The organism is Xanthomonas populi, from assembly GCF_002940065.1.
Lineage (GTDB): Bacteria > Pseudomonadota > Gammaproteobacteria > Xanthomonadales > Xanthomonadaceae > Xanthomonas > Xanthomonas populi.
Map to the genome: position 1 here is coordinate 1 of NZ_MDEJ01000002.1, position 24485 is coordinate 24485.

Genomic DNA, 24485 nt, shown 5'->3' on the forward strand with positions numbered 1-24485 from the left:
GCGATTACGCACACTGCCCGAACACGTCTACAACCAGATGGTCATGGGCTGAAAAACGTGGGGATACCTCAGATGCTGACTGGCATTTTGTCGGCGCTGGATCTGGCGCGCTTGCGCATCGATCAAGGACGCACCGAAGGGCTGGGCCGCTTTCTGGATGTGGCCTCGGCCTCGGCGTTGCGGGCCGCCTCGCTGACCCAGCGACTACTGGCCTTCTCGCGCCGGCAATCGCTTGAAGCGCGCCATCTGCATCTGAACGATCTGGTGGTGTCGCTGCAGGAGTTGCTGGCGCGCACGCTGGGCGAATCGGTGCGCCTGGAAACCGATCTGCACGCCAACATGCCGCAGGCCTACGTGGACGAAAACCAGTTGGAGAGCGCGCTGCTCAATCTGGCGATCAACGCACGTGATGCCATGCCCGGTGGTGGTCAGTTGCGGATCGCCACGCGCCCTCTGCTGGTCGATGCGCAGCCGCTCGAGCTTGGCCGTGGCGTGAGCCTGGCGCCCGGCAATTATGCGGTGGTATCGGTCACCGACAGCGGCACCGGCATGCCGATGGATGTGTTGGAGCGCGTGTTCGAACCGTTCTACACCACCAAGCCGATCGGCCAGGGCACCGGCTTGGGCATGTCGATGATCTACGGCTTCATGCAGCAGTCCAACGGGCAGGTGTGGGTGGAGTCGGCGTTGGGCGTGGGCACCACGGTCAGCCTGTACCTGCCCGCGGGCGTGCATCTGCAGCCCGCGACGCTGCCGCCGCTGGCCGGTGCGGTGGTCACGGGAAGCGGCCAGCAGGTGCTGGTGGTGGAAGACGACGAACAGGTGCGGTTGCTGGTGACCGAGCTGCTCAACGAATTGGGCTACGAGGCCGATGTGGTGGCCGATGCGGACGCTGCGCTATCGATTCTGGCCTCACGCCGGCGTATCGATCTGCTGGTGACCGACGTTGGTCTGCCCGGGCTCAACGGGCGCCAGCTGGCGGAAATTGCGCGTCAGTCACGGCGCGATCTGCCGGTGATCTTCATGACCGGCTACGCAGAAACCGCACGTGATCGCGGTGAATTTCTGGGTGAAGGCATGAGCATGATCGCCAAGCCTTTTACGCTGGGCGAATTCAGCGGCAAGTTGCACGAGGTGCTGGGGCCTTCGGCTTGATGGCGTTGCACGCTTGACGTTACGTGTACTTGGTCGGTCGAGGGCGCGAGATGCCCTCACCGTTTGCGGGACACGCCGTAAACCCGTCCCTGGGGGCTCGGTGGCGGCATCCATGCCGCCACACGGTCCCGCAATCGGCGAGGACATCGCACCAGAAAGTTTGCGGGTTGCTTTGTTGAAAACCATGCACACCTACCATCTTGACTGGTCCTTGCCCGCCCACCGTCGCGGGACCTTAGAGCGGCTAACAAAACGTAGCGAGCAGTCGTCAGGTGGGTGCGGACGGCGCGCAGGAACCGGCCTAGCGAGCAGCGCGTTTGGCTTGCCGTGCGCTGGCCAACGATTCGGCCACGGCGATTTTTTCGGCGACTGCTTTCTGCATCGCAGAGCCGGTGTCCAGCAAGCTGTGCAGATGGCGCCAGTGTTCGGTGGCGGCGCTGTAGTCCTGCTGCTGGAAGTCGCTGATGCCGAGCAGCCACAGGGCGCGTTGATGATCCGGCTCGCGTGCGATCACCTGTTGCAGGCGCGCGCGCGATGCGGCGTCGATGGCGAAATCGCTGCGAGTGCCCATGTCTGCCGCGATCCAGCCGACGATGGCAGCGCTGTTGTCGGGTGCTATCTTGAGTGCTTGCGCATACGCGTCGCGTGCGTCGGCCGAACGGTTTTCCTGCTCGTGCGTTTTGGCCTGCTGCAGCCAGGCGTCCAGCGTCTGCAGCTGTGCCTGCTCGGCCGGACTGATGGCGGGTGTCTGTGCTTGCGTGCTGCCGGCAGCAGGCGCATCTGGTGTCGTCTGCGCTGCCTGTTGCGCTGGCGTGGCGTACACGTGCGTTGCAATGGCGTCGGGCGTGCCGACCACGCGATACAGGCCGGCAGTGGCGATCGGCAAGCCGATCACCAGCACAATCGGCAACGCATAGCGTGTGCTCCGATGGTGCGTTGGCCGGCGCAGCAGCGGCACCAGCAACAACAGCAGCGCGATCACCACCAACGCCGCGCTTATGAAATAGAAACCGGTCATCACCACTCTTCCTCAGCTTGCGGCGCCACCGGTGTGCCGGCACGCGCACGTTTGCGCACGGTGTGGATCACCACGCCTGCACCGGTGCCCAGCATCAACAGCGGGCCGAACCATAGCAGCCAGGTGCCGCGTTTGACCGGCGGGTCGTACAGTACGAAATCCGAATAGCGCTCGACCATGTACTGTTTGATCTGCGCGTCGCTGTTGCCGGCCTGAATCTGCGCGAACACCTGATGGCGCAGATCGCGCGCGAGCTCGGCATTGGAGTCTGCCAGATTCTCGTTCTGGCACACCAGGCAGCGCAGTTGTGCGGTCAGACGCTGGTAACGCGCTTCTTCGCTGCGGTTCTTGAACGGCAGCGGGTCCACCGCCTGGGCCGCCAGCGGTGGTGCAAGCAGCACGCCGAGCAGCAGCACCAGCAGCAAGCGCAGTTGCCGGCCTGGCATGCGCCAGTGCCAGCGCCATGAGGGGCGAGCCGGCATCACCGCGCGCCCTTGGGCAGCGCGGCGATGGCAGGCAGCAGTGCATCGTTGATGACATCGGGTGTGAGCACGCCGATGTGCTTGTAGCGGATCACGCCTTGGGCATCGATCAGAAACGTTTCCGGCGCGCCGTAGACGCCGAAATCGATCGCGGTCTGGCCGGCCTCGTCTGCGATCACTACGGCATACGGGTTGCCGTATTGTGCGAGCCACGCCGTGGCATCGGCGGGTGCATCTTTATAGTTATAGCCGATCAGCGGCACGCCGAGCCGGTTGGCCTGCGCCATCAATACCGGATGTTCGTGCACGCATTCGGCGCACCAGCTGCCGAACACGTTGAGCACATACGGCTTGCCCAGCAGCTGGTCGCGGCTGACGTGTTGATCGGGCTGATCCAGTCGCGGCAAGGAGAACGCCGGTGCCGGTTTGCCGATCAGGGGCGAGGGCACATCGCGCGGGTTGTGCTGCATCGTCCAGTAGATGCCGAAGCCGAACAGCGCCGCCAGCAACAGGAAAGCCAACAAGGGCAGCAGACGGTTCATGCGTGCGATTCCTGCACAGTGACGATGGCCTCGTGTGCCGGCGAGATGGCTGCTTTGCCAGCGACGACCGGCGCACGAAAACGGCGTGCGCAGGCGCTGACAAAACCGCCCAGCATCATCAGCAGGCCGCCGGCCCAGATCCAGCGAATGAAGGGTTTGTAGTACAGCCGCAGGGTCCAGTCGTCTTCGATGTGCTGGTCGTCCAGCGGCTCGCCGAGTGCGACATACAGATCGCGGGTGATGCCGGGGTCGATCGCCGATTCGGTCTGAATGCGCTCGCTGCTGTACAGGCGTTTTTGCGGATGCAGCAGCGCGACCACCTGGCCATCGCGGCTGACCTGCACGCTGCCTTGTTCGGCCTTCCAGTTCGGCCCATCGATCAATTGCACGCCATCGAAGCGGAATACGTAACCGGCGATCTGCGCGCTTTGTCCCGGCGCCAGGCGCACATCGCGTTCGACCGACAGGCTTTCGGACACCAGCACGCCGGCAACGAACACCGCCACGCCCGCATGCGCGAGCAGCATGCCGGCCATTTCAGCCGGAAAACGGCGCCCGTGCGGCATTTCGCGCCAACGCTTGTGCATGTACAGCGCGGTGCCGGCTGCCACCCACGCAGCGACGCCGATACCGGCAATCGCCTTGAGTTGACCATCGGCAAACAGGCTGCCGACCAACGCACACGCAATCGCTGCGATCCCTGCGCGCGTGCCGATTGCCTGCAACGGCGCCGCCTCGGCCTTGCCCCAGCGCAGGTACGGGCCGAACGGCAGCAGCAGCACCACCGGCAGCATCAGCAGCGGGAACAGCAAGCCGAAGTACGGCGGCCCCACCGAGACCTTGCCCAGGCCGAATGCATCGGCGATCAGCGGGAACAAGGTGCCCAGCAGCACCATCGCGGCGGACACGGTGAGCAACAGATTGCCGATCAAAATCGCGGTCTCGCGCGAGGCTGCGGCGAACGGTTTGCCGCTGGCGATCTTTGGCGCGCGCAGTGCGTACAGCAGTAGCGAGCCGCCGACCACTGCCACCAGGAAAATGAGGATGTACAGGCCACGGCGCGGGTCGGCGGCAAACGCATGCACCGAGGTGAGCACACCCGAACGCACCAGGAAGGTGCCCAGCAACGACAGCGAAAACGCCAGGATCGACAGCAGAATCGTCCACGCGCGCAGGCTGCCGCGTTTTTCGGTGACCGCCTGGGTGTGGATCAGGGCGGTGCCGACCAGCCACGGCATGAAACTGGCGTTTTCCACCGGGTCCCAGAACCACCAGCCGCCCCAGCCCAGTTCTGCATATGCCCACCAGCTGCCGGCGACGATGCCGGCAGTGAGGCAGGCCCAGGCCACGTTGGTCCACGGCCGCGCCCAGCGCACCCAGGCCTGTTCCAGTTCGCCGCCGAGCAATGCCGCCACCGCAAATGCGAACGCCACCGAAAAACCGACATACCCGGTGTACAGCACCGGCGGGTGGAAGGTCATGCCCGGGTCTTGCAGCACCGGATTGAGTTCGTTGCCATCCAACGGAATCGGCGACAGCCGCCCGAACGGATTGGAGGTCAGCAGGATAAAGGCGAGAAAGCCCACCGACACCAGCCCCAGCACCGCCAGCACGCGGGCGGCGAACTGCTGCGGCAGATGCCGGCTGAACGCGGCCAGCAACACCGTCCAGGTCGAAAGGATGGCGATCCACAGCAGCAACGAGCCTTCATGCGCGCCCCACACCGCAGCGACGCGGTAGTACCAGGGCAGGGCGATGTTGGCGTTGTCGGCGACATAGCGCACCGAAAAATCCAGCGACAGCAGCGACCACGCAAGCAGGCCGAACGCCATCCACACGAACACCGCTTGACCGACTGCCGCCGGCCGCGCGACTGCCATCAGGGTGGTATTGCCGCGCCAGGCGCCGATCAGCGGGAAGACGCTCTGGGCAAGCGACAACAGCAGCGCCAGGATCAGTGCGATCTGGCCGAGTTCAGGCGTCATGGGCGAATCGCATCGTGCAACGAAGAAAGATCATGGAAGTGATTGAAAGCGGTGCGCGCAGCATCAACGCGGCGCCGACAGCGACACGGCGGCGGCGGGAATCGGCTTGCCGACATGGCCTTCGGCCATCGCGTCTTTCAGTTCTTTGGGCATATAGGTTTCGTCGTGCTTGGCCAGCACTTCGTTGGCCACAAAGCGCCCGCCCTGCATGCGTCCGTTGGCGATCACCGATTGGTTGTCGCGAAACAGATCCGGAAGAATGCCGGTGTATTGAACCTGCGTTGCGGCGTGCTTGTCGATCACGGTGAAGTTGACTTTCAGGCTATCGGTCGCACGCTGGATCGAGCCGGCCTTGACCATGCCGCCGAGGCGAAATTGCTGATAACTGGCCGCTTCGCCGGCGTGCACCTGGCTGGGCGTGAACAGATAGCTCATGTTCCGTTGCAGCGCCAACACGATCAGCGTCACCGCCAATGCGGCAGCCGCGAGCACGGCGAGTACCAGCCATAGACGTTGCTTGCGAGTGGCATTCATGGCGCGTCCCGCTCCAGTGTGGGAACTGGCTGATCGCGTGCACGCCGCGGTGTTTGCCGCTGCATCTGGCCGCGCAGCTCGCGTGGCAGGCGGCGGCGACGCAACCAGGGCGATGCCAGGTCGGCCAGCAACACCAGCACGAACAATGCGTATGCCGTCCACACGTAGTGGCCGTAACCGCCCATCGCCAGAAAGGTGTTCATGCGGTGCGCTCGGTCAACACGATGCGGCGTGCCCAGTCCTTGCCGCTTTCCAGTGCGAGCAGGTCCACGCGCACGCGGCCGAGCAGGCTGGCAAGGTAATAGAACTTGGTCGCCAGCATCATGGTCAGCAGCGGCCACAGCATGTCGGCGCCCATCTTGGAGGGGCCGAGCAGGCGCACCGTGGAGCCTTGATGCAGCGTGTTCCACCACACCACCGAGTAATGCACGATCGGCAGATTCACCAGGCCCACCAACGCGAGCAAGCCGGCCGCGCGCATCGCCTGGCGGCGATCTTCCACTGCGTGATACAGGCCCAGCACACCCAGATACAAAAACAGCAGTAGCAACTCGGAGGTGAGCCGCGCATCCCAGGTCCACCAGGTGCCCCACATCGGCTTGCCCCATAGCGAGCCGGTGCACAAGGTGATGAAGGTGAAGGCCGCGCCGATCGGCGCCGAGGCCATGGTCGCCACTTCGGCGAGCTTGATCCGCCACACCAGCGCAATGAACGCGGAAACGCCCATCGCCGCGTAGATGAAAAGGCTCATCCAGGCGCTGGGCACGTGGATAAAGATGATGCGGTAGGCGTCGTGCTGCTGATAATCCGGCGGCGCCAATACCAGCCCGCCGTAAGCGGCCACTGCGCCGAGCAGCAATGCCAGACCCAGCGCCCACGGGCGCACGATGCCGGCGACGCGGTAAAACGTGGGCGGCGAGCTGAGTTGATGCAGCCACAAGGGAATCCACTTGGTCATGCCGGTGTCGTCAGTTTGAATGTTTGGCGTGCGAGGCCAGCGCGTCGACCGCTGCGCCGGCGTTGACCTGCAGCTGGCCGTCTGAGATTTTGCTGGTGCGTTGCATCAGCTCGCGCAAGGCTGCGGCGTCCATCGACGGCGACATCGACAACAGCAACGCGGCCATACCGCTGACGTGCGCGGTGGCCATCGACGAGCCGGAAGTGAAGTCGTAGCGGCCGTTCGGCTGGGTGGTGAGGATGTCCTTGCCGGGCGCGCTCAGCACACCGGGCATCGCGGCGGTGGCGCTACTGCTACGCACCACCAGCACGCCGGGCACATCGTTGGGAAAGCCATCCATGCGCCCGTTCGGCGGCATTGCGGCCACCACGATGCGGCCCTGCTGCACCAGATGTAGCAGCATCTTGCTCAGCAGCGGGTCGGCCGGGCCGCCCAGGCTCAGATTGATCACGCGCGCGGAGCTGTTGTTGATCGCCGCCAGCGCCTTGGCCAGGGTGAAGGTATTGCAGCGTGCGGTGGCACCGACGGTCGGTGCATACCAGCACGCCTTGTAAATGCTCAGCATGGCCTTGGGCGCCATGCCGACGATGCCTTGGTGGTTATTGCTGCCGGCAGCAATGATGCCGGCCACTTCGGTGCCGTGCGAATCGCTGCTGGTGGCGATCGCGGTGTCGTCGACCAGATCGTGCACGTCGCGGATGCGCGATTTCAGATCCGGGTGTGCGGTGTCTACGCCGGTGTCGACCACCGCCACCACCACGCCGCGGCCCTGGGTGAAGGTTTGCGCGCTGGCCGCATCGGTGGCGATAAAGCCGCGTTGCATGTCCACATACGGGTCGTTGTAGCCGGACAGCGCCGTGGTCTTTTCCGCTGCATCGGCGGAGAGCACCGAGAAATCCTGTACCGGCTGCACCAGCTCCACGCCTTCGTCGTCGGCCAACGCACTGACCAACGCATCGCGCGACACACCCGGTGGCGGCTGCAGCACGGCGCAATACAGGCCCAGCGAGGTGATCGGCCAGCCGGCCACTTCGCGCAGTTTGTAGCGCTGTTTGATGGCTTCCATGCGCACGGCGGCCTTCTGACCGGCCCCGTAATAGCTGGAGGCATAGCCAATCAGGCTGGAGCCGGCGCGCGCCGGCGGCGCGGCGAGCGGGTTGGCCACCGCCAGCAGGATGTCGCGGCTGCTATCGGGCGTGTGCGCATCTGCCGGCGCTGGCGCGGGGCTGCTGACGACAGCTTGCGCAGCATTCTGTGGCATGTCCTGGGCGTGCCCCGTGGCGTAGGTGCCCAGTCCGATGCAGGCGGCGATCATGCCGATAGCGAAGAAGCGGCTCATGGTGCGGACACGATCTCGGCCAGGCGGATGCGCGGGTTGGCACGCAGCTGCTGCACCGTGTGCTGCGGCTGGGCCGGCTGCTGCGGTCCGGCAGGTACCACGGTGTAGGCACCAATTTCATTGGGGCCGCCGACCACCTGCAACTGCTGCGCATGCAGCAGGCTGTCCCAGTCGGCCACGGTCATCCTGGCGTCCGGCACCACGCGGATGGCGCCTTGCGGTACCGGCAATGCGGTGGCGCTGCTGAGCGTGCGGTAGTCGTGCGAGGGCGCAGGCGAAGCCAGCTTGACGCCCATGACGCCCAGACCGATCGCCTGCACCAGGGCCGCGGCGGCCAATGCGCGCACCGTCCAATTGCCGGAGCGGCGTGCTGCTGCCGGCACCAGCGCGGGCGCAGTCTGCTGTTCTGGCGCATCCAGGCGGCCGAGCAGGCGTAGCAGGCCGGCGTTTGCGTCCAGCTTGACCGCCGACGGCAGTGCAAGCGCTTGCCGCAGGCGATTCTGCTGCGCGAATTCGGCGCTGCACGAGGCGCATCTGGCCACGTGCGCGATCAGCCAGGTGTTCTCTTCCTCGGTGGCACTGTCCTGCAATACCGCCGGCATCAGTTCCCAGGCGTGCGAGCATTCCTTGCCAGGGGCGATGAAAAACGTCTTCATTGCAGGGTCTCCGTGTAGGGGGCGCCGCCGGCCAGGCCGGGCAGCACATTGCGTAATTTGACCCGCGCATGGAACAGCCGGGCTTTAATGGTGCCGACTGGGCACTGCATGATGTCAGCGACTTCTTCAAGCTTGTGGCCGACGCCATAGACCAGTTCGATCACCATGCGCTGGTCCGGCGAGAGCCGTTGCATGCCCTTGTCGAGCCAGTCGCGCAGCTCGCGGTCGTCGTTGTCGTCGGCGCTGGGGGCGTGGTCTTCCACCACGGCGGTGTCGTCGATGGCCTCGCCGTCATGCTGGCGCAGGCATTTGAGCCCGCAGCGATAGGCGATGCCCATGATCCAGGTCGACACCTGCGAATCGCCGCGGAAGTCGCCTGCTTTTTGCCAGGCGATCCAGAAGCAGTCGTTGATGGCTTCTTCGATGATGTCCGGGCGCCGGGTCAGCCGCGACAGGAACCGGCACAGCCGGCCGTGGTAGCTGGTGTACATGCTTGCCAGGGCGGCACGATCGCCCGCGGCCATGCGCCGCAGCAGCACGCGGTCGGTGGCATCACTCAGGGTGTCGGAATCATTCATCGAGGCAGGCACGGCAGAAGACGTATGTCAGTGCCCGCGCGGGGGCAAAAGGTTGCGGGTGGATCAGAACGTGGTGGAGACCGTGCCCAGCCATGGCGTTTCGCCCGGGCCGCCCTGCAGGCGCGGGGTATTGCTGCTGGTGGCGATGCGTTCCAGTTTCAGCGTCCATCGTGCCCGGCTCCACTTCAGGCCCAATTGCCCGTACTGATAGCGGCCGGACGCGGCGGCGCCGTAGGCCATCGCCGGGAAGCGCGAACAACCGGCGCCGATCGACAGGCTGACGTCGTTGCGCAGCGGGATACTGGCGGTGACGTCGATGGCCAGATTCCACGGCGACTGATCGGCACGGGGGAAGTTGAAGGTGGACAGCGACAAGGTGAGCGCGTCGCGGTAGGACCAGGCCAGGCTGGCTTCCTGGCGGTCGAAGGTGCGCGTGGCCTGGTTGGTCGGGTAGCCGTAATACAGCAGGCTGGCCTGCATCTGCCAACGGTCGTCCAGCATCCAGGCGCGTGCGGCCTGGGCGGTGATGGCCACCGGCTTGCTCAGCGAGGGCGATTGCAGCGCGACCGAGGTGGAGACCGACCAGCCGGGCGAGGGCAGCCAGTAGCCGGCTGCCTGCAGCGTGAGCGTGTTGGGCGCAATCGAGATGCCGCGGTCGATCAATTGCGAGGTCAGTGCCACCGCGCCGCCGACATTGTCGGCCATCGCCCCACAGGGGCTGACGACCAGGGCCATCAGCAGGCACTGGCGCAGCGTGTGATTGCGCCGGCGCATGTGCGGGCACGGACAACGCGCGTTGGCGCTGGGCGCTGTGCACTGCCGCCTCGGTAAGCCCGGCATGTCCCACGACTGCCCGCCGCAGGCGTAGTTGCCTGTCGTGCGGAGCGGAACCGAACTGGCGGGCGGACCAGGGGGCAACGGATGAGCGTCTACGGTGAGCGGGGGCGCAATAGTGCCTGATGCGTCGGGCAGACCGCTGCGAGCACGACGGTTCCGTTCATATACGCGAAAGAATCGCGGCTGGCAATGCGGCCTATGCGATCCCCCGGAGGGGTGGGGCAATGCGCTCCGGATGCCGGCCGGCAGCGTGACTGCCGGCCGGCCAGGCAACAATCAGTGCAGGGTATTGAGGTAGGCGATCAGCGCGTCGAGTTCTTTCTGATCCTCCAGGCCTTCGTACTTCATCTTTGTACCCGGCAAGGCCTTGGACGAGGACTGCGACAGATAGGTCTTGAGCTGGGCAGGCGTCCACTGCCACTTGCTGCCCTTGAGCGCATCGGAGTAATTGCTGTAGTCCGCCAGGCTGGCGGCCGGTCGCCCGGCCACGCCGAACATGGACGGGCCTTTCTTGTTTTTGCCCTGAGCGGCGCTGTGGCATTCGGCGCATTCGGTCATGAAAACGCCTTTGCCGTCGGCTGCGCGCGCGGGTGAAGCAAACAGTGCGCCGGCCAGCAGCAGGCCGGCGATCGGTGCGCACAACACGGTGTTGTGGAGTGACTTCATGGGGGTCCTTACACGTGCGGGAATCAGAACGAGACATTGACCGACAGCGCGAAGCTGTCGAGATCGCGCGGGTTGGTGATCGGATTGCCGCCACCGAATACGTTGGTGGTGCTGCCGTTGAACTTGTCGAAGCGGAACCAGGTGGCCGCGAAACGCACGTTGGCGTTGGTGGTGTAGGTGCCTTCCTTACCGAACGGAGTCCAGTACAGCAGAATCAGATTGGCGGTGGTGTCGGGGATGCCATAGGGCTGATAGCGCGCCACATCGAACGAGCCGCTGTTGATCAAGTGCGCGGCGAGCACGCCATAGGTCTGCTTGAACGCGTAGTTCATGCTGATGTTTTGATCGCGCACACTGCCGCGGTCGCGCGGGGACATGCTCGGGTCGGTCGGCAGCAGCGGGCTGCCGTATTTGCGGCGCTCGTAGATGTTGACGTAGGCCAGCGACAGCACGTGTTCGCGGGTGCCCAGGAACTGATAGGTCAGGTCATAGCCAAGATCGGTGAAGTCATCGCTCGGGCCGCCGGTGCGCAGGCGTTGGCGACGGGTGGTCATCGCGGTCAGGCCGGCCGAGAAGAACTGCCGCTTCATGTCCTTCATATAGGCAAAGCGCGCATAGCCGGTGTCGCTGAGCTTGCCCGGGTCGCCGTTGGGATTCCAGCCCAGGTGGTCTTGCGCGTCCGTTGACAGTGCGCTGTAGCTGCCGACTTCGCCGTACCAATTACGGTCGAACAAGCCGTACACGCTGGCACCGATCACGCGGTTGGACAGCGCCGACGAACTCAACATGCTGGCCGAACCGGCATTGGAGACTGGGCTCAGGGTCGATGCATTCGGTAGCACGTGGATCGGATCGGACACGCCGGGGTTGTTGTTGACGCTGACGCCGACCATGGCATCCTTGCCGGCAAGCTGGAACGGCTTGCTGACAAAACGCAGATCGACATCGTCCAGCTGGGTGTTGAAGGTGTCGTTGCCGCCGTTGTTGGAGCGGATCTTGGAGTAACCGCCGATGTGGTCGTTGACCCGGCCGGCCAGATACAGGTCGCCTTCGTTGACGCGTGCGCTGCTGTCGCCGCGGCTGGGATTGCTCCGCGTCCAGGTGACCTGGCCGGAAACCGGAATCTTGGTGCCGTTGCCATCGGTATCGGTGAAGCCGCCGAGTTTGAAGCGCATGCCATATGGCGTGAGCGAGGGGCCGTAGGAGCCGATATGGCAATTCGCGCACGACGAGCCGGTCTGGCGCGCGAACGAGGGAATCGCCTGCGCCTGTGTGCTAGCCAACAGCAACAACGGGCCGGACACGCACAACAAAGACGTCAGGGAGGCAGTACGCGTGGCAGCGGTGCGACGCGGGGCGGGCTGGGGAGTGAGCATGGAAAGTCCTTGTTCGACGGTGCGGGGTTCGGTGCTGCGGGAGCGGGGGAGGGCTGGCAACTCGGGGGAATTCATCGGTTTTTTCTCGGCAGCACGCGATGCAGAACGCCGTCGCGTAGCACCAGGTGATGCCAAAGGGCAGCGCCGATATGCAGGATCACCAAGGCCAGCAAGACCCAAGCGGCATTCAAGTGCCAGGTGCTCAGGGTGTCGGCCAGATCTTCGTCCGGCGCGACCAGATTCGGCAGCGTCAATCCGAACAGGTACACCGGTTTGCCGTAAGCGTTGCTCAGCGACCAGCCGATCAGCGGCAACGCCACCATCAAGCCGTACAACGCGACATGGGTGGCGCCTGCAGCCAGCCGCATCAGCAGCGGCGACGGCGGGCCAGGCGGCAAGTTGCGCAGGCGGATGCGCAAGCCCACGCGCAGGACGAAGAGAAAGAGCACCATCAACCCGAAGTGGCGATGGCCTTCCATCAGCCATTGACGCAATGCGCGCCCTTCCAGTTCGGCGCGTAGCAGAATGAGTGTGGCGGCCATTGCCAGGCACAGCACCGTCAGCCAGTGCAGCACGCGCATCGATTTGGGAAGTGGAACCACCTGCGCAACCAGTGGCGCCTGTTGCGGCAGCGCGGTGGCGCTGTCGGTGGCGGCGGTGTCGGGCGCCTGGGGGGATGAACGCATTTGGTCGGTGTGCTCCGGTGCTGGTCGTTGGTTCTGGCAGTGCGCGGTGCGCTGCCAGGCCTGGCTCCCCACGCCGGCCAATCTGCGGCCAGGTGAGCGTGCACCGATATGTGCGGCGATGTCGGTAAAAGGTTGCATCGCCCTGTGGGCTTTGCGCTGCAATTGAGTGCGCATCTACGTCTGGCGTGCATGCAACTGCGCTTGTGCGCACATCGATTCGCAGCGCTGTGAGGTGGTGCAACCTTTCGCGCATCCCGGTGCACTCAGGCATGTCGCACTACGTGCAGTCAGCGGTTACGCCCCCGAATCATGGCCATCGAACGCATCCAGTTGCACACCCACGGTGACGATCGCGGTCTGCTCATCTCGTTGGAGCAGCAGCGCAATGTGCCGTTCGAAATACGTCGCGTGTATTACCTGTTCGGCACCCGAGATGGCGTGCATCGCGGCCAGCATGCGCATCGCCAGCTTAATCAGCTCGCTGTCGCCCTGCATGGCTCGGTGACGATTCTGCTGGACAAAGGCGACGGCAATAGCCAGGAGGAAGTGGTGCTGGACGACCCCTCGCAAGGCCTGCTGCTCGGCCGCATGGTGTGGCGCGATCTGTATCGCTTCAGCCCCGACTGCGTGTTGATGGTGCTGGCCGACCAGTTCTACGACCCGGCCGATTACATTCTGGATTACGACGAATTTGTGAGCGAAGTGCGCGGCGAACGTCGCCTCGACGCATACAGGCTGGAAGCATGAGCACGCATAAGCCATTGGTGATCATCGGGGACGGCGAGTTTGCGCAGGTCGCCTGCGAGTATTTCCAGCATGACAGCGATTACAGCGTTGTCGCCTTCAGTGTGGAGCGCGACTTCCTGCTGCAGCCCACGCTGGCCGAGCTGCCGGTGGTGGCCTTCGAAGAACTCGAACAGCGCTATCCGCCCGAGCAGTACGAGGTCTTCGTGGCGATTCCAGCCACGCAGCTCAACCGCCTGCGTACGCGTTTTTTTGACGATGTGGTGCGCCGCGGTTATCGCTGCGCCAGTTATGTCAGCTCGCGCGCGTTCGTCTGGCGAAATGCGCAGATCGGCGTCAACTGTTTCATCTTCGAAGGCAACGTCATCCAGCCGTTCACCCGCATCGGCGACAACTGCATCCTGTGGAGCGGCAACCATATCGGCCACCGCACCGTGGTGCAGGACAACGTGTTCATCGCTTCGCATGCGGTGATTTCCGGCTATTGCGAGATCGGGCGCGGCAGCTTCATCGGGGTCAATGCCACGCTCAGCGACAAGGTGCTCATTGCCGCAGACAACATCATTGGCGCCGGCGCGTTGGTCACCCGGCATACCGAAGCGCAGCGCGTGTATGTGGGCTCGCCAGCGCGTGCGGTAGCGGGCAGGTCCAGCTTCGACGTGGAGCTCTAACGGCATGTTTGCCTGGACCAAGCGGGGCCTGGTGTTCGATGTCGCGCGCGATGGTGTAGGCGGCTGGATGCAGCATGCCGCACTGACGCCGACGCCGCACCGCTTGTCTGCGCAGGTGCTGCGCGTCTATGCGTGTTTTCGCGATGCACAGGGCGTGAGCCGGATCGGCTATGTGGACGTGCGCGCCGATGCGCCGACCCAGATCGTGCGTGTCAGCGAGCAGCCGGTGCTGGAGATCGGCCGCGATGGGTGCTTCGACGATAACGGCATGATTCTGGGCGATGTCGTGGCCGGGCCGGATGGCTTGTACATGTTCTATGTCGGCTTTCAGCGTGTGGCCAAGGCCAAGTTCCTTGCTTTCACCGGGCTTGCGGTATCCAGCGATGGTGGCGACAGTTTTCAGCGCCGGCAGGACACGCCGCTGCTGGATCGCGCCCCCGGCCGCAGCACGATTGCCGCGGTGCATTCGGCCCGCTATGAAGATGGCCGTTGGCGATTGTGGTACGCGGTGGGCGACGATTGGGAAATCATCGACGGCCAGCCGTATCCGCGTTATCACATCCGTTACGCGGAAACCGACGATCTGCGCAGCATCCCCACCGATGACGTGGTGTGCCTACGTCCGCGCGATGACGAATACCGCATCGGGCGTCCGCGCGTGTATCGCCTGGGCGATCGCTATCTGATGTATTTCACCCGCGGCGATACGCATGGTGGTTACTTCCCAGGCATTGCATTCAGTGGCGATGGTGTGCAGTGGGAGCGCGATGACAGTCAGTTGGGGCTGCAGCTGTCCGAACACGGTTGGGATGCGCAGACGCTGTGCTACCCGGCGTTGATCCAGCAGCATGATCGCGTGTTGATGTTCTACAACGGCAATGCGATGGGGCAGGCCGGCTTTGGCCTGGCCGACGCCGCGCTGCCGGTGGACCTGCACGGGCGCCATGTTTTCGGTTAGGCCGTATGTTGCTAGCGATGCGCCTGCGTGGGACGCGTTGGTGGCGTCCTCGCGCAATGGCAACCTGTTGCATCGGCGTGGCTATATGGACTATCACGCCGACCGCTTCGTGGATGCGTCGTTGTTGGTCGAGCGCGGTGGCGAGGTGGTGGCGGTGTTCCCGGCAAGCGTGCAAGGCGATTGCGTCAGCAGCCATGCCGGCCTGACTTATGCAGGGTTGCTGTCGTCGATGGCATTGCGCGCTGGCGCCACCTTGCAGGTGTTTGAACAGATTGCTGCGCACTATCGCGCAAGTGATGTGCGCGAGATCGTGTACAAGCCGGTGCCGCACGTGTTTCACGCGTATCCGGCCGAAGAAGATCTGTATGCCTTGCATCGCTTGGGTGCGCAGCTGTACCGGCGCGACCTGTCATCGGTGATCGCGCTGCGCGAGCCGTTCGCGTTCAGTGCCGAGCGTCGGCGTTCGCTGGTCAAGGCGCGCAAAGCCGGTGTGCAGATCCAGCTCGGCACGCAGCTCGATGCCTTTCATGCCTTGCTGACCCAGGTGCTGCAACGGCACGGTGTGGCGCCAACCCATCGGCTGGACGAGCTGCAACTGCTGCAAGGCCGGTTTCCTCAGCAAATTGTGCTGCATGAAGCGCGCGCGCAGGGTCAGCTAGTGGCCGCAGCACTGGTGTTGGATTTCGGTCGCAGCGTGCACACCCAGTACCTGGCGGTGTCCGAGCAGGGTCGCCAGTTGGATGCACTGAGCTTGCTGCTGGCCGAGCTGATCACGCAGGTGTATGCGCAGCGCCATTACTTCAGCTTCGGCATCTCCACCGAGGAGGGCGGGCAGGTGCTCAATGATGGGCTGGTCGAACAAAAGGAGCGCTTCGGCGCGCGTGCCGTGGTGCAGGATTTCTATCGGTGGACCTTGTAATGGATGTGCCGTTTCTGGATTTGCGTGCAGTCAATGCGCGCTACGCGGATGAATTGAAAGTTGCTGCCGCGCGCGTGATCGATACCGGCTGGTATGTGCTCGGGCAGGAGCTGGCTGCATTCGAAGAAGAATTCGCCAGCTACTGCGGCGCCGCGCATGCAGTGGGTGTGGGGAATGGACTGGATGCGTTGTCGCTGATCCTGCGCGGCTATCGCGAGCTGGGCGTGCTGCGCGAGGGCGACGAGATCATCGTGCCCGCCAACACCTTCATTGCGAGCTTTCTGGCAATCAGCCAGAACCAGTTGGTGCTGGTGCCGGTGGAGCCGGATCCGCTGACCTTCAACATGGACCCGGTCAGTGTGGAGAAGGCGATCGGGCCACGCACGCGCGCCATCATGGCAGTGCATCTGTACGGGCAGCTGGCCGACATGGCCGCATTGCAAACGCTTGCCCACCGCTACGGGCTGCTGCTGATCGAAGATGCGGCGCAAGCGCATGGCGCACGTGCACATGGGCGACGTGCCGGTGCCTTCGGCGATGCGGCGGCGTTTAGTTTCTTTCCGACCAAGAACCTGGGCGCACTGGGCGACGGCGGTGCGGTGGTGACCTCGGATCCGCGCCTGGCCGAGCGTGTTCGCGCGCTGCGCAATTATGGCTCGGAAGTGAAATATCACCACACCTGCCAGGGCGTGAATTCGCGGCTGGACGAAATGCAAGCCGCGTTCTTGCGGGTCAAGCTGCGCTATCTGGAGGGCGAGATCGCGCGTCGGCGTGCGGTGGCGCAGCGCTATCTGCAGGGCATCGAGCGTCCGCTGATCACGCTGCCCACTGTGATCTCTGAGGAGCAGCATGTCTGGCATCTGTTCGTGGTGCGCAGCCCGCAGCGCGATGCCTTGCAGGCCCATTTGCTGCGGCTGGGCATCCACACCCAGATCCATTACCCGGTACCGCCACATCGGCAGCCGGCATACACCCCATTGGGCGATGCCTGCCTGCCAGTGAGCGAGCGGTTGCATCGCGAAGTGCTGAGTCTGCCGATGGGTCCCGCACTGGACGACGCGTCGGTGGAGCGCGTGATTGCCGCATGCCAAATGTTCGGCACCACTGCATGAATCTCATGCGCAGCAGCGCGTACACCGGCGTTGCGACGCTGGCCAAGCTGCTGGCTGCGCTGGTGGTGGTCAAGTTGGTGGCGGTGTACGCCGGCCCGCAAGGTGTCGGCCGCTTGGGCCAGTTTCTCAATCTGATGTCGGTGCTGGCGGTATTGGCGGGCGGCGGTATCAGCGCCGGCATCGTCAAGTACGTGGCCGAGTATCGCGACGATTCGGCGGCGCTCGTACGTCTGCTCGGCGCGGCGCTCTGGTACGCGTTCTGCGCCGCCTGCGTGATAGCGGTGCTGGCAGTGGTGTTCAGTGGCGTGATCGCCGAGCGCCTGTTGGGCGATGCGGCGTATCGGCCGCTGATCTGCGTGCTGGCGATCGCGCAGTTGGGCATTGCTTTGGTCAATTACATTCTGGCGGTGATCAACGGTTTTATGGATGTTCGTCGTCTGGCGTTTGTGCAGGTCAGTGGCGCGGTGTTGAGCGTTGCCCTGGTGGCATGGCTATCCAGCCGGGCGCAGCTGCAAGGCGCGTTGCTGGCGCTTGTGTTGGGCCAGGTGCTGTGGTTGCTGGCCGGCGTGCCGGCACTGCGACGCAGCCCGTATTTCCAACGCGAGATGTTGCGCCTGCGCTTCGATGCGCCGATGACGCGCAAGCTCGCCGCATTCTCGGTAATGACGTTGACCGCCACGTTGCTGCCGCAGTTGGTGGCTATTTTGGTACGCGACCATCTGGCGTTGCAGTTCGGATGGCAGCAGGTCGGTTACTGGCAGGCGGTCAGCCGGGTGTCGGATGCGTATCTGTTGTTCTTCACCACCGCCATCAACGTGTATTACCTGCCAAAGCTGGCGTCCTTGCACGAGCGCGCAGCGCTCGGGCGTGAGTTGCGGGCCGCGTATCGCTATGTGATGCCGGCCGTGATCGTGATGGCGTTGGGCGTCTACGCGTGCCGCGATCAGGTCACCTGGCTGCTATTCGATGTGCGATTCGCTGCTGCAGCACCGCTATATGGCCCGCAGTTGTTGGGCGATGTCATCAAGATCGCCGCGTTCGTGCTGTCGTACGTGATGCTGGCCAAGGCCATGACGCGGTTGTTCGTGATTTCCGAATGCGTGTTCGCCGCCAGCTATCTGGCGCTGGTGTATCTGTTCACTGCGCAGTTCGGGCTGGTCGGAGCGATGTATGCCTTTGTCGCCAACTACGTGCTGTATCTGCTGTTCAATCTCGTGGTGGTGCGTCGTTATCTGGTGCTCACGGCATGAGCGATCACACGCAACCCGCCGGACGTGCGAGTTGGCCGTTGGTGTCGGTGTTGATTCCGGCCTTCAACCATGCAGGTTTCGTGCAGCGTTGTCTGGATAGCGTGTTGGAAGACCCGTATCCGTGCAAGGAGATCGTCATTATCGACGACGGCTCCAGCGACGCTACTGGCGAAAAGATCGCGCAGTGGATTGCTACCCATGGACATCGGCTGCCTGTGCAGTTCGTACAACGCGACAATCGCGGCGTGGCGGCCACGCTCAATGAGCTGGCCTTGCGTGCGCATGGCGACTACCTGCGGCTTGGCGCAAGCGATGATTATCTGTTGGCCGGTGGGTTGGATGCGCAGGTGCGTTACCTGCGCGCACATCCGCAAAAAATGGCAGTGATCGGCGATGCCTGCGTGGTCGATCAGCATGGAAAATTGCTATACGGCAGTGCCATGCGCGACCTGCATCGAGTGGATACCGGTGTGTACCGTTCCGAGTCCGGCATCCGCCGTGCGGTGATCCAGCAGTGGGCGGTCAGTGGTGCAGTGGCGTTTCTACGCCGTAGTGCCTTCGATGTGCACACCGGCTGGGACGAATCGCTGCGGATCGAAGACTGGGACTTTTTCCTGCGCCTGGCGGCGCGCAATGCACTGGGTTTCGTCGACGTGCCGGTCTGTGCGTACCGCTTGCATGGTAACAATCTCAGTAAGACCGCGAACGTACGCGCACGGATTGCCAACTTGCGCGAGTCGCGTCAAGTGGCGCTGCGTTGTGCGAAGTCGTTCGATGAGCCCGAGCGCACGTTGCTGCGCGCGCAATCGCGTTATATCGCTGCCAAGGTCGCATTTTTGCAGCGCCGGCCACATGCGGTGATCGGCCACTTGCTCGCCTATGCCTGGTTGTCGTTGCCAGCCAGGTGGCGGCCCAGGCACACACGCAGTGCGGTGGAGCCTTTATGAACACGCTGTTGCGCCGGCCGGCGACTTATCTGGCACTGCCGATGTTGCTCAGCTGTGCGCTGACGCTGCTGACCTACACGCTGCCCGGCGGCTATCCGGACGGTATCGCGCTGCTGGCTGTCGCCGCCGCTGCGACGTTTGTACTGGATGCCGTGCTACGCACCCATCTACCTGCAGTGGAGCGCTTTGGCAACTACCGCTACGCCGGCACCCGCGATGCATTCGTGGTGATGACGTTGGCGGCGGTAGTGACGGTGTTCTGTATCGTGGATGTGGGGTTGTTTCCGATTCCGTTGTTCAGCGACCCATCCTCGTATGCCACCTTGAGCCCGTTGCGCTCGCACGTACGGCACATCTCCAACATGTGCTGGATCCTGCCGCCGATCGCGCTGCTATGCGTGCGCCATCGCGGTCTGCGCGCGGCGATGGTGACGCTGGGGTTTGTGTTCCCGATTGTGGTGATCGACCGCAATCGCATCTTCGCCGGGCTGTTTTCGTTCGTGCTGGTGATGCTGTTGCGCCGCGATCCTGCGCGCCGCTTGCCGTGGAAGACCATCGGCTTGCTGGTGCTGGCCGGTGGCGGGGTGTTTTCCATCCTGGGCGCGTTGCGTTCTGGCTCGCTGGCCACGGTCGCCTTGCCGTTCAGTGCGTTCTACCGCGCGATGCCGCAGGGCGTGCAGTGGCTGCTGCTGTACATCAGTGCCGGGCCGTACAACTTCGGCGCGATCCTGGCCAAGGGCTACGTCAACGCCAGTTTTCTGGTCAATCAATTGGTGCCGTTCAGTGGGTCGATTGCCACCGCCGGCACCAGCATTCCGCTGGATGCGCCCAACATCAATGTGGGCACGGAATTCTTTCCGTTCCTGATGGCCTGCGGCGCGCCGGGCGCGTTGATGGCGCTGCTGGCGTTGTATGCGGGCCTGGTGTGGAGCGTGCGCCTGCTCAACACCTCGTTGTCGATCTTCCATGTGCTGATCTTCCTGCGCATCGCCTATGCCTGCCTGATGGCGCCGTTCGCGCCGCAGGCCTTCACCTGGACCAACTTCGGCTTCATCGCGCTGTGCCTGGTGTTGCACGCCTGCACGGTGTTGTTGCCCAGCCGTCATGGGTCACCTACCGCTGCTGCGTAATTGCGCGGCAGCTTCGTTTTCACCACGTTCCAGAGCCGGTGCACCATGAATCAACACGACGACATCTATCTGATCGATCTCTGGCGCATCCTGCGCCGCCAATGGCGTTGGGCGCTGGCCGCTCTGGTGGTTGTCCTTTGCCTGACGTTTGCCTTCACCCGGCTGGCCAAACCACAGTGGGAGGCCACCGCCTGGATCCAGGTCGGCGAAATCGGCCCAACGCCGGCCGGACGTGACCCCAAGGTCGAGCCGTTCCAGCGCGTGATCGATCGCATGAAGACGCGGCTGTTTCAGGATGCGGTGCTGCGCAAGGCTGGTGTGCCGCTCAAAAGCCGCGCTGCGCAGTTGTATCGCGGCAGCCTCAAGCCGGATCCGGACCCGTACGCGAATCTGATCGGGGTGGTCATTCGCGCCGAATCATCGGAGCAGGCACGCAAGTTGGCGACGACCACCGTGACCGAACTGCAGACGCTGCACGGCGTGACCAATGCAGTGGCGCTTGAGCAGGCACGCACGCGCTTGCAAGGCTTGAATGAAGATCTGCGCGCGGCAGTCAGCAACCGGGCGCAGTTGCAGCAGCAATTGCAGGCCGGGCAGGGTGCCGCAGCGGCCACGCCTGCGCAGGTACTGGCTGGTGTGTTGCTGAGCGACAGCGACACCACCATCCGCGCGTTGAAAGCCGAGCGCGACGATCTCATCGCCCGCCTCACCACGCGATACACCTACCAGACGTCGCTGGCGTGGCCGCTGTATGTGCCCGATCGCCAGGCGTTTCCGAATGCGATCTCGGCCTGGGCTGCTGGTTTGCTCGCTGGCGCCGGGTTGGGCGTGCTTGCGGCGGTGTTACGCGATGCGTGGCGGCGTCGCGCGGTTGCCGTCGGGCATTCTGCCGCCTGATCTCAACGGCAACGGGTTGCAGGTTGGACATCGCTCACCAGACTGCAACCAAAGCCGCTGCGCGTGGCACTCACGGGTCAATCAAGTGATACCGCGTTGGCGATGTCGCGTCTGGAGAGTGTCGTGAGAACAGCTGGACTGGTGGGGGAGGCTGCGCATGTCGGTGGTCAATGAGCATGCGGCGCGTGGTGGCACTGTGGCCCCGGAGCGGTTGCTTGAGACGCAACGTGCGTTCGATAGCGTCGCCCCGGACTACGACGGCCCGCGCGGCAATAACGCGCTGATCCAGCGCATGCGTACCACGCTGTGGGACACGGTCGCGGCCGAGCTGCCGGTTGGGTCGCGGTTGGTGGATCTTGGCTGCGGCACTGGTCTGGATGCCGGCGAATTCGCACGCCGCGGTTACAGCGTGCTGGCCACCGACTGGTCGCCGGCGATGGTCGAACGCACCCGCCATCGGGCCGCCACGCAGGGCCTGGAGGAACGGTTGACCGCCGCGCACCTGGGCATCCAGCAGCTCGATCAGCTGGAGGGCACTTTCGACGGCATGTACTCCAACTTCGGCCCACTCAATTGTGCGCCGGATCTGCCTGCGGTGGCCACCGAATGCGCGCGTCTGCTGCGCGCCGATGGCTGCCTGGTGTTTTCGGTGATCGGGCGCATCTGCCCTTGGGAAATCGGCCATTACACGGTGCGCGGGCGCTTCAAGCGCGCAGCGGTGCGGGCTGCGCGCGGGGTCACGGCGGTGGGCATGAACGGCCACACCATCTGGACCTGGTACCACCTGCCACGCGAGTTCTACCGCGCCTTCAGCAAGCAATTCGTACTGGACAGCTATCGCGCCTTGAGCCTGTTCTTGCCGCCGCCGTACTTGGTGGAGTTCTGCGAGCGCTATCGGCGTCTGTCCGCAAAATTGGGCTGGTGCGACGACCGTTTGGGCGGGCTGCCGCTGCTGCGCGACATGGGCGACCACTTCCTGATCGTGATGCGCAAGCGCTGAGTGGAGATGCCGATGTCCATGGCCGATGTCTGTTTGCAGGGCGCGCGCTCGATCACCTTGACAGGCCCCTCGCGCGCCGCAGTGATGGTGCGCGCGGGCCGCTTCGGCGGCACGCTCGGCACCGGCAGCTTGCGTTTGGATTTGCAGGCCCATGTGCTGGCGCCGGGCTTGATCAACGCGCACGATCATCTGCAGGTCAACTGCGTGCCGCCGCTGCCGCAAGGCGCACCGTTCCCCAACAGCTACGCGTGGATCGAGGCGTTTCAGGCGCATTTTCAGCATCCCGATGTGGCTGCCGCATTGCGCGTGCCCAAGGCGGTGCGCTTGCGTCACGGCGGCTTTAAGAATCTGCTCGCCGGCGTCACCTGCGTGGCGCAGCACGACCCTTGGCACGCCACGTTGGACGAGGCCAATTTTCCGGTCGGCCTGCTGCGTGAATTCGGCTGGAGCTACGCGGTGGGCTGGACCGGCTATGGCCCACCGGTACAAGGCAGTTTTGCCGCCACCGCGCCCGAGCATCCCTGGATGATCCATCTGGCCGAAGGCACCGATGCGGTGGCGGCTGCCGAACTGGACGAACTGGATCGGCTCGGCTGCCTGGCCTCCAATAGCGTGCTGATCCACGGCGTGGGCATGGGCGAAGCCGACATCGAACGGGTGATCGCACGCGGTGCGGCGGTGGTGTGGTGTCCTTCAAGCAATCTTGCGCTGCTAGGCCGCACGCTCGATCCATGGCGCTTGTGCATGGCCGGGCGGCTGGCACTGGGCAGCGATTCGCGCATCAGCGGTGCGCGCGACCTGCTGGAAGAACTGCGTAGTGCCGCCGGCAGCGGGCTCGCACCGGATCTGTTGCTTGGCATGGTCACCCATCAATCCGCGTGCATCCTGCGCATGAAAGCACGCGGCTGCATCGCCCCAGGCGCTAACGCAGACCTGGTGATCGTGCGCGATCGCGGTGGCGATCCTTCTACCAGCGTTGTCGGTTGCGAACGTAGCGACCTGCGCGCGGTGATACGCGATGGCGCCCCGCGCATTGCCGACCCGGATTTCGCACAATGGTTTGAGGCGGCCGGCATCCAGACCGTGCCTGTGCTGCTGGACGGTCGCCCCAAACTGCTCGACGCCACGCTGGCCGATCCGGCAGTGCTGGCACTGGAACCCGGTCTGCAGCGCGTGCCGCAGGCAGCGCACGCGCCATTTATTGCGATGGCAGCCAATGGTGCTGTGTCGTGACTGCAGTGCCAACGCTCGAACCGGGGGCAGCGTATGCGTTGTGGGCACAGGCGTATCCGCCGCACGCGCACAACCCGGTGATGCTGGCCGAAGAACGCGCCATGCTCGCGTTGATGCCCGGCGCGTTGCATGGACAACGTGTGTTGGACGCCGGCTGCGGCAGTGGTCGCTACATGCTGCATGCATTACAGCGGGGTGCGCTGCATGTCACCGGTGTGGATCTGTCGCCGCAGATGCTGCAACGTGCCGGCACCGAGCTCTCCCGCGATTGGCCGTCGGCACGCGTGCGTCTGCAACATGGCAGTCTCGACGCATTGCCCTTGCCTGCTGCAGTCGCCGATCTCAGCGTCTGCGCCCTGGTGGTCGGGCATCTGCAGCAGCTCTGGCCTGCGCTGCAAGAACTGCATCGGGTCACCCGCGTTGGCGGGATCGTGCTGTGCAGCGACGTGCATCCGATCGGCCATGCACTGGGCTGGCGCCGCGATTTCAAGGCCGACGGCCAGCAGTACGCAGTGCGGCATACGCAGCATCTCTACAGTCAGTGGCATGCGGCATGCGCGTCGCTGGGCCTGGCGATCGAAACGGTCGCCGAACCGATGTTGGACCCGGCCGATATTCCGCCCGGTGCACGTTTCGATCAGGCCGCGTTGCAGGTACCGGTTGCGTTGGTGCTGCGGCTGCGGCGCATCGCGTGAGTGATGCGGTGTTCCTTGCGATGCGTGATTGCAGCACGTATGCGGCTTGCAAGCGCTGCAGCCTGAGCGCCGTGCGCTGCGCGAAAGAGTGCGCTACCGGCATTGCAAAAGCTGCAT

General features: G+C 64.3%; 25 protein-coding genes, 1 other RNA gene and 2 pseudogenes. 13 read left to right on the plus strand and 15 right to left on the minus strand.

The window, feature by feature from the left end; genetic code table 11:
- Positions 1-72 precede the first annotated feature (72 nt).
- A pseudogene (locus XpopCFBP1817_RS00455) lies at positions 73-1155 on the plus strand (ATP-binding protein); the annotation flags it as partial.
- Between the two features lie 242 nt (positions 1156-1397).
- On the opposite strand, the gene XpopCFBP1817_RS00465 reads toward XpopCFBP1817_RS00455, so the two are convergent.
- From XpopCFBP1817_RS00465 to XpopCFBP1817_RS00535, 15 genes and pseudogenes are all read right to left on the minus strand, one after another.
- Positions 1398-1472, minus strand: a non-coding RNA gene (locus XpopCFBP1817_RS00465) — sX9 sRNA.
- Positions 1460-2173 (minus strand): annotated as a pseudogene (locus tag XpopCFBP1817_RS00470) (tetratricopeptide repeat protein); the annotation flags it as partial. The pseudogene XpopCFBP1817_RS00470 and the gene XpopCFBP1817_RS00465, both read right to left, overlap by 13 nt.
- Positions 2173-2655: a cytochrome c-type biogenesis protein gene (locus tag XpopCFBP1817_RS00475; protein ID WP_128415511.1), complete on the minus strand. Its 483-nt coding sequence runs from the start codon at positions 2653-2655 to the stop codon at positions 2173-2175. The gene XpopCFBP1817_RS00475 and the pseudogene XpopCFBP1817_RS00470, both read right to left, overlap by 1 nt.
- Positions 2655-3197: a DsbE family thiol:disulfide interchange protein gene (locus tag XpopCFBP1817_RS00480; RefSeq protein WP_128415512.1), complete on the minus strand. Its 543-nt coding sequence runs from the start codon at positions 3195-3197 to the stop codon at positions 2655-2657. Before XpopCFBP1817_RS00480 ends, XpopCFBP1817_RS00475 begins: the two co-directional genes overlap by 1 nt.
- On the minus strand, positions 3194-5182 hold the full coding sequence (locus XpopCFBP1817_RS00485) for a heme lyase CcmF/NrfE family subunit (RefSeq protein WP_128415513.1): 1989 nt from the start codon (positions 5180-5182) through the stop codon (positions 3194-3196). The genes XpopCFBP1817_RS00480 and XpopCFBP1817_RS00485 overlap by 4 nt, the downstream gene beginning before the upstream one ends.
- Before the next feature lie 63 nt (positions 5183-5245).
- The gene (gene ccmE / locus XpopCFBP1817_RS00490) at positions 5246-5716 is read right to left on the minus strand and encodes a cytochrome c maturation protein CcmE (RefSeq protein WP_128415514.1); all 471 of its coding nucleotides are present in this window, start codon (positions 5714-5716) and stop codon (positions 5246-5248) included.
- Positions 5713-5919 carry a heme exporter protein CcmD gene (ccmD, locus tag XpopCFBP1817_RS00495; RefSeq protein WP_128415515.1) on the minus strand — a complete coding sequence of 69 codons (207 nt, stop codon included), beginning with the start codon at positions 5917-5919 and terminating at the stop codon, positions 5713-5715. The genes ccmE and ccmD overlap by 4 nt, the downstream gene beginning before the upstream one ends.
- Positions 5916-6674 carry a heme ABC transporter permease CcmC gene (ccmC, locus tag XpopCFBP1817_RS00500; protein WP_128415516.1) on the minus strand — a complete coding sequence of 253 codons (759 nt, stop codon included), beginning with the start codon at positions 6672-6674 and terminating at the stop codon, positions 5916-5918. Before ccmC ends, ccmD begins: the two co-directional genes overlap by 4 nt.
- A 10-nt stretch (positions 6675-6684) precedes the next feature.
- The gene (locus XpopCFBP1817_RS00505; RefSeq protein ID WP_425479031.1) at positions 6685-7935 is read right to left on the minus strand and encodes a S8 family serine peptidase; all 1251 of its coding nucleotides are present in this window, start codon (positions 7933-7935) and stop codon (positions 6685-6687) included.
- A 74-nt stretch (positions 7936-8009) separates the two neighbouring features.
- Positions 8010-8669 carry a zf-HC2 domain-containing protein gene (locus tag XpopCFBP1817_RS00510; protein ID WP_128415518.1) on the minus strand — a complete coding sequence of 220 codons (660 nt, stop codon included), beginning with the start codon at positions 8667-8669 and terminating at the stop codon, positions 8010-8012.
- On the minus strand, positions 8666-9259 hold the full coding sequence (locus XpopCFBP1817_RS00515) for a sigma-70 family RNA polymerase sigma factor (protein ID WP_208619521.1): 594 nt from the start codon (positions 9257-9259) through the stop codon (positions 8666-8668). Before XpopCFBP1817_RS00515 ends, XpopCFBP1817_RS00510 begins: the two co-directional genes overlap by 4 nt.
- 51 nt (positions 9260-9310) lie before the next feature.
- Positions 9311-10021 (minus strand): TorF family putative porin, encoded by a 711-nt coding sequence (locus XpopCFBP1817_RS00520; protein ID WP_128415519.1) that lies wholly within the window; start codon positions 10019-10021, stop codon positions 9311-9313.
- Positions 10022-10360: 339 nt separating this feature from the next.
- Positions 10361-10750: a c-type cytochrome gene (locus tag XpopCFBP1817_RS00525; protein WP_167393767.1), complete on the minus strand. Its 390-nt coding sequence runs from the start codon at positions 10748-10750 to the stop codon at positions 10361-10363.
- A gap of 23 nt (positions 10751-10773) precedes the next feature.
- Complete coding sequence (locus XpopCFBP1817_RS00530) at positions 10774-12126, minus strand: cytochrome C (RefSeq protein WP_128415520.1); 1353 nt, start codon at positions 12124-12126, stop codon at positions 10774-10776.
- A 71-nt stretch (positions 12127-12197) separates the two neighbouring features.
- Positions 12198-12812 carry a cytochrome b gene (locus XpopCFBP1817_RS00535; protein ID WP_128415521.1) on the minus strand — a complete coding sequence of 205 codons (615 nt, stop codon included), beginning with the start codon at positions 12810-12812 and terminating at the stop codon, positions 12198-12200.
- A gap of 309 nt (positions 12813-13121) precedes the next feature.
- On the opposite strand from XpopCFBP1817_RS00535, the gene XpopCFBP1817_RS00540 reads away from it, so the two are divergent.
- The 12 genes from XpopCFBP1817_RS00540 to XpopCFBP1817_RS00595 all read left to right on the plus strand — a co-directional run bounded on the left by XpopCFBP1817_RS00540 (position 13122) and on the right by XpopCFBP1817_RS00595 (position 24368).
- Positions 13122-13559: a sugar 3,4-ketoisomerase gene (locus tag XpopCFBP1817_RS00540; protein ID WP_128415522.1), complete on the plus strand. Its 438-nt coding sequence runs from the start codon at positions 13122-13124 to the stop codon at positions 13557-13559.
- Positions 13556-14227 (plus strand): acetyltransferase, encoded by a 672-nt coding sequence (locus XpopCFBP1817_RS00545; protein ID WP_128415523.1) that lies wholly within the window; start codon positions 13556-13558, stop codon positions 14225-14227. Before XpopCFBP1817_RS00540 ends, XpopCFBP1817_RS00545 begins: the two co-directional genes overlap by 4 nt.
- A 4-nt stretch (positions 14228-14231) precedes the next feature.
- The gene (locus tag XpopCFBP1817_RS00550; protein ID WP_128415524.1) at positions 14232-15185 is read left to right on the plus strand and encodes a glycoside hydrolase family protein; all 954 of its coding nucleotides are present in this window, start codon (positions 14232-14234) and stop codon (positions 15183-15185) included.
- Positions 15172-16104: a GNAT family N-acetyltransferase gene (locus XpopCFBP1817_RS00555; protein ID WP_128415525.1), complete on the plus strand. Its 933-nt coding sequence runs from the start codon at positions 15172-15174 to the stop codon at positions 16102-16104. Before XpopCFBP1817_RS00550 ends, XpopCFBP1817_RS00555 begins: the two co-directional genes overlap by 14 nt.
- The gene (locus XpopCFBP1817_RS00560; protein ID WP_128415526.1) at positions 16104-17216 is read left to right on the plus strand and encodes a DegT/DnrJ/EryC1/StrS family aminotransferase; all 1113 of its coding nucleotides are present in this window, start codon (positions 16104-16106) and stop codon (positions 17214-17216) included. Before XpopCFBP1817_RS00555 ends, XpopCFBP1817_RS00560 begins: the two co-directional genes overlap by 1 nt.
- Positions 17213-18466, plus strand: coding sequence for an O-antigen translocase (locus XpopCFBP1817_RS00565; protein ID WP_128415527.1), 1254 nt, complete (start codon positions 17213-17215; stop codon positions 18464-18466). The genes XpopCFBP1817_RS00560 and XpopCFBP1817_RS00565 overlap by 4 nt, the downstream gene beginning before the upstream one ends.
- A complete protein-coding gene (locus XpopCFBP1817_RS00570) occupies positions 18463-19413 on the plus strand; it encodes a glycosyltransferase (RefSeq protein WP_128415528.1) in 951 nt (316 codons plus the stop codon). The genes XpopCFBP1817_RS00565 and XpopCFBP1817_RS00570 overlap by 4 nt, the downstream gene beginning before the upstream one ends.
- Positions 19410-20543 carry a hypothetical protein gene (locus tag XpopCFBP1817_RS00575; protein ID WP_128415529.1) on the plus strand — a complete coding sequence of 378 codons (1134 nt, stop codon included), beginning with the start codon at positions 19410-19412 and terminating at the stop codon, positions 20541-20543. The genes XpopCFBP1817_RS00570 and XpopCFBP1817_RS00575 overlap by 4 nt, the downstream gene beginning before the upstream one ends.
- 45 nt (positions 20544-20588) lie before the next feature.
- On the plus strand, positions 20589-21440 hold the full coding sequence (locus XpopCFBP1817_RS00580) for a Wzz/FepE/Etk N-terminal domain-containing protein (protein ID WP_128415530.1): 852 nt from the start codon (positions 20589-20591) through the stop codon (positions 21438-21440).
- A gap of 157 nt (positions 21441-21597) precedes the next feature.
- Positions 21598-22440: a class I SAM-dependent methyltransferase gene (locus XpopCFBP1817_RS00585; protein ID WP_128415531.1), complete on the plus strand. Its 843-nt coding sequence runs from the start codon at positions 21598-21600 to the stop codon at positions 22438-22440.
- 12 nt (positions 22441-22452) lie between these two features.
- Positions 22453-23673: an amidohydrolase family protein gene (locus XpopCFBP1817_RS00590; protein ID WP_128415532.1), complete on the plus strand. Its 1221-nt coding sequence runs from the start codon at positions 22453-22455 to the stop codon at positions 23671-23673.
- Entirely contained in the window at positions 23670-24368 is a 699-nt protein-coding gene (locus XpopCFBP1817_RS00595) for a class I SAM-dependent methyltransferase (RefSeq protein WP_128415533.1), read from the plus strand. Before XpopCFBP1817_RS00590 ends, XpopCFBP1817_RS00595 begins: the two co-directional genes overlap by 4 nt.
- Positions 24369-24485 lie beyond the last annotated feature (117 nt).

Excerpts from the sequence above, each read along its gene's own strand:
- XpopCFBP1817_RS00570 (WP_128415528.1), top strand. The coding sequence starts at position 18,463 with ATGAGCGATCACACGCAACCCGCCGGACGTGCGAGTTGGCCGTTGGTG.
- XpopCFBP1817_RS00550 (WP_128415524.1), top strand. The coding sequence starts at position 14,232 with ATGTTTGCCTGGACCAAGCGGGGCCTGGTGTTCGATGTCGCGCGCGAT.
- XpopCFBP1817_RS00585 (WP_128415531.1), top strand. The coding sequence starts at position 21,598 with ATGTCGGTGGTCAATGAGCATGCGGCGCGTGGTGGCACTGTGGCCCCG.
- XpopCFBP1817_RS00510 (WP_128415518.1), bottom strand. The coding sequence starts at position 8,669 with ATGAAGACGTTTTTCATCGCCCCTGGCAAGGAATGCTCGCACGCCTGG.
- XpopCFBP1817_RS00545 (WP_128415523.1), top strand. The coding sequence starts at position 13,556 with ATGAGCACGCATAAGCCATTGGTGATCATCGGGGACGGCGAGTTTGCG.
- XpopCFBP1817_RS00520 (WP_128415519.1), bottom strand. The coding sequence starts at position 10,021 with ATGCGCCGGCGCAATCACACGCTGCGCCAGTGCCTGCTGATGGCCCTG.
- XpopCFBP1817_RS00560 (WP_128415526.1), top strand. The coding sequence starts at position 16,104 with ATGGATGTGCCGTTTCTGGATTTGCGTGCAGTCAATGCGCGCTACGCG.
- XpopCFBP1817_RS00535 (WP_128415521.1), bottom strand. The coding sequence starts at position 12,812 with ATGCGTTCATCCCCCCAGGCGCCCGACACCGCCGCCACCGACAGCGCC.
- XpopCFBP1817_RS00480 (WP_128415512.1), bottom strand. The coding sequence starts at position 3,197 with ATGAACCGTCTGCTGCCCTTGTTGGCTTTCCTGTTGCTGGCGGCGCTG.
- XpopCFBP1817_RS00530 (WP_128415520.1), bottom strand. The coding sequence starts at position 12,126 with ATGCTCACTCCCCAGCCCGCCCCGCGTCGCACCGCTGCCACGCGTACT.
- ccmD (WP_128415515.1), bottom strand. The coding sequence starts at position 5,919 with ATGAACACCTTTCTGGCGATGGGCGGTTACGGCCACTACGTGTGGACG.
- XpopCFBP1817_RS00540 (WP_128415522.1), top strand. The coding sequence starts at position 13,122 with ATGGCCATCGAACGCATCCAGTTGCACACCCACGGTGACGATCGCGGT.
- XpopCFBP1817_RS00555 (WP_128415525.1), top strand. The coding sequence starts at position 15,172 with ATGTTTTCGGTTAGGCCGTATGTTGCTAGCGATGCGCCTGCGTGGGAC.
- XpopCFBP1817_RS00565 (WP_128415527.1), top strand. The coding sequence starts at position 17,213 with ATGAATCTCATGCGCAGCAGCGCGTACACCGGCGTTGCGACGCTGGCC.
- XpopCFBP1817_RS00475 (WP_128415511.1), bottom strand. The coding sequence starts at position 2,655 with ATGCCGGCTCGCCCCTCATGGCGCTGGCACTGGCGCATGCCAGGCCGG.
- XpopCFBP1817_RS00580 (WP_128415530.1), top strand. The coding sequence starts at position 20,589 with ATGAATCAACACGACGACATCTATCTGATCGATCTCTGGCGCATCCTG.
- XpopCFBP1817_RS00485 (WP_128415513.1), bottom strand. The coding sequence starts at position 5,182 with ATGACGCCTGAACTCGGCCAGATCGCACTGATCCTGGCGCTGCTGTTG.
- ccmC (WP_128415516.1), bottom strand. The coding sequence starts at position 6,674 with ATGACCAAGTGGATTCCCTTGTGGCTGCATCAACTCAGCTCGCCGCCC.
- XpopCFBP1817_RS00590 (WP_128415532.1), top strand. The coding sequence starts at position 22,453 with ATGTCCATGGCCGATGTCTGTTTGCAGGGCGCGCGCTCGATCACCTTG.
- ccmE (WP_128415514.1), bottom strand. The coding sequence starts at position 5,716 with ATGAATGCCACTCGCAAGCAACGTCTATGGCTGGTACTCGCCGTGCTC.
- XpopCFBP1817_RS00525 (WP_167393767.1), bottom strand. The coding sequence starts at position 10,750 with ATGAAGTCACTCCACAACACCGTGTTGTGCGCACCGATCGCCGGCCTG.
- XpopCFBP1817_RS00505 (WP_425479031.1), bottom strand. The coding sequence starts at position 7,935 with ATGCCACAGAATGCTGCGCAAGCTGTCGTCAGCAGCCCCGCGCCAGCG.
- XpopCFBP1817_RS00575 (WP_128415529.1), top strand. The coding sequence starts at position 19,410 with ATGAACACGCTGTTGCGCCGGCCGGCGACTTATCTGGCACTGCCGATG.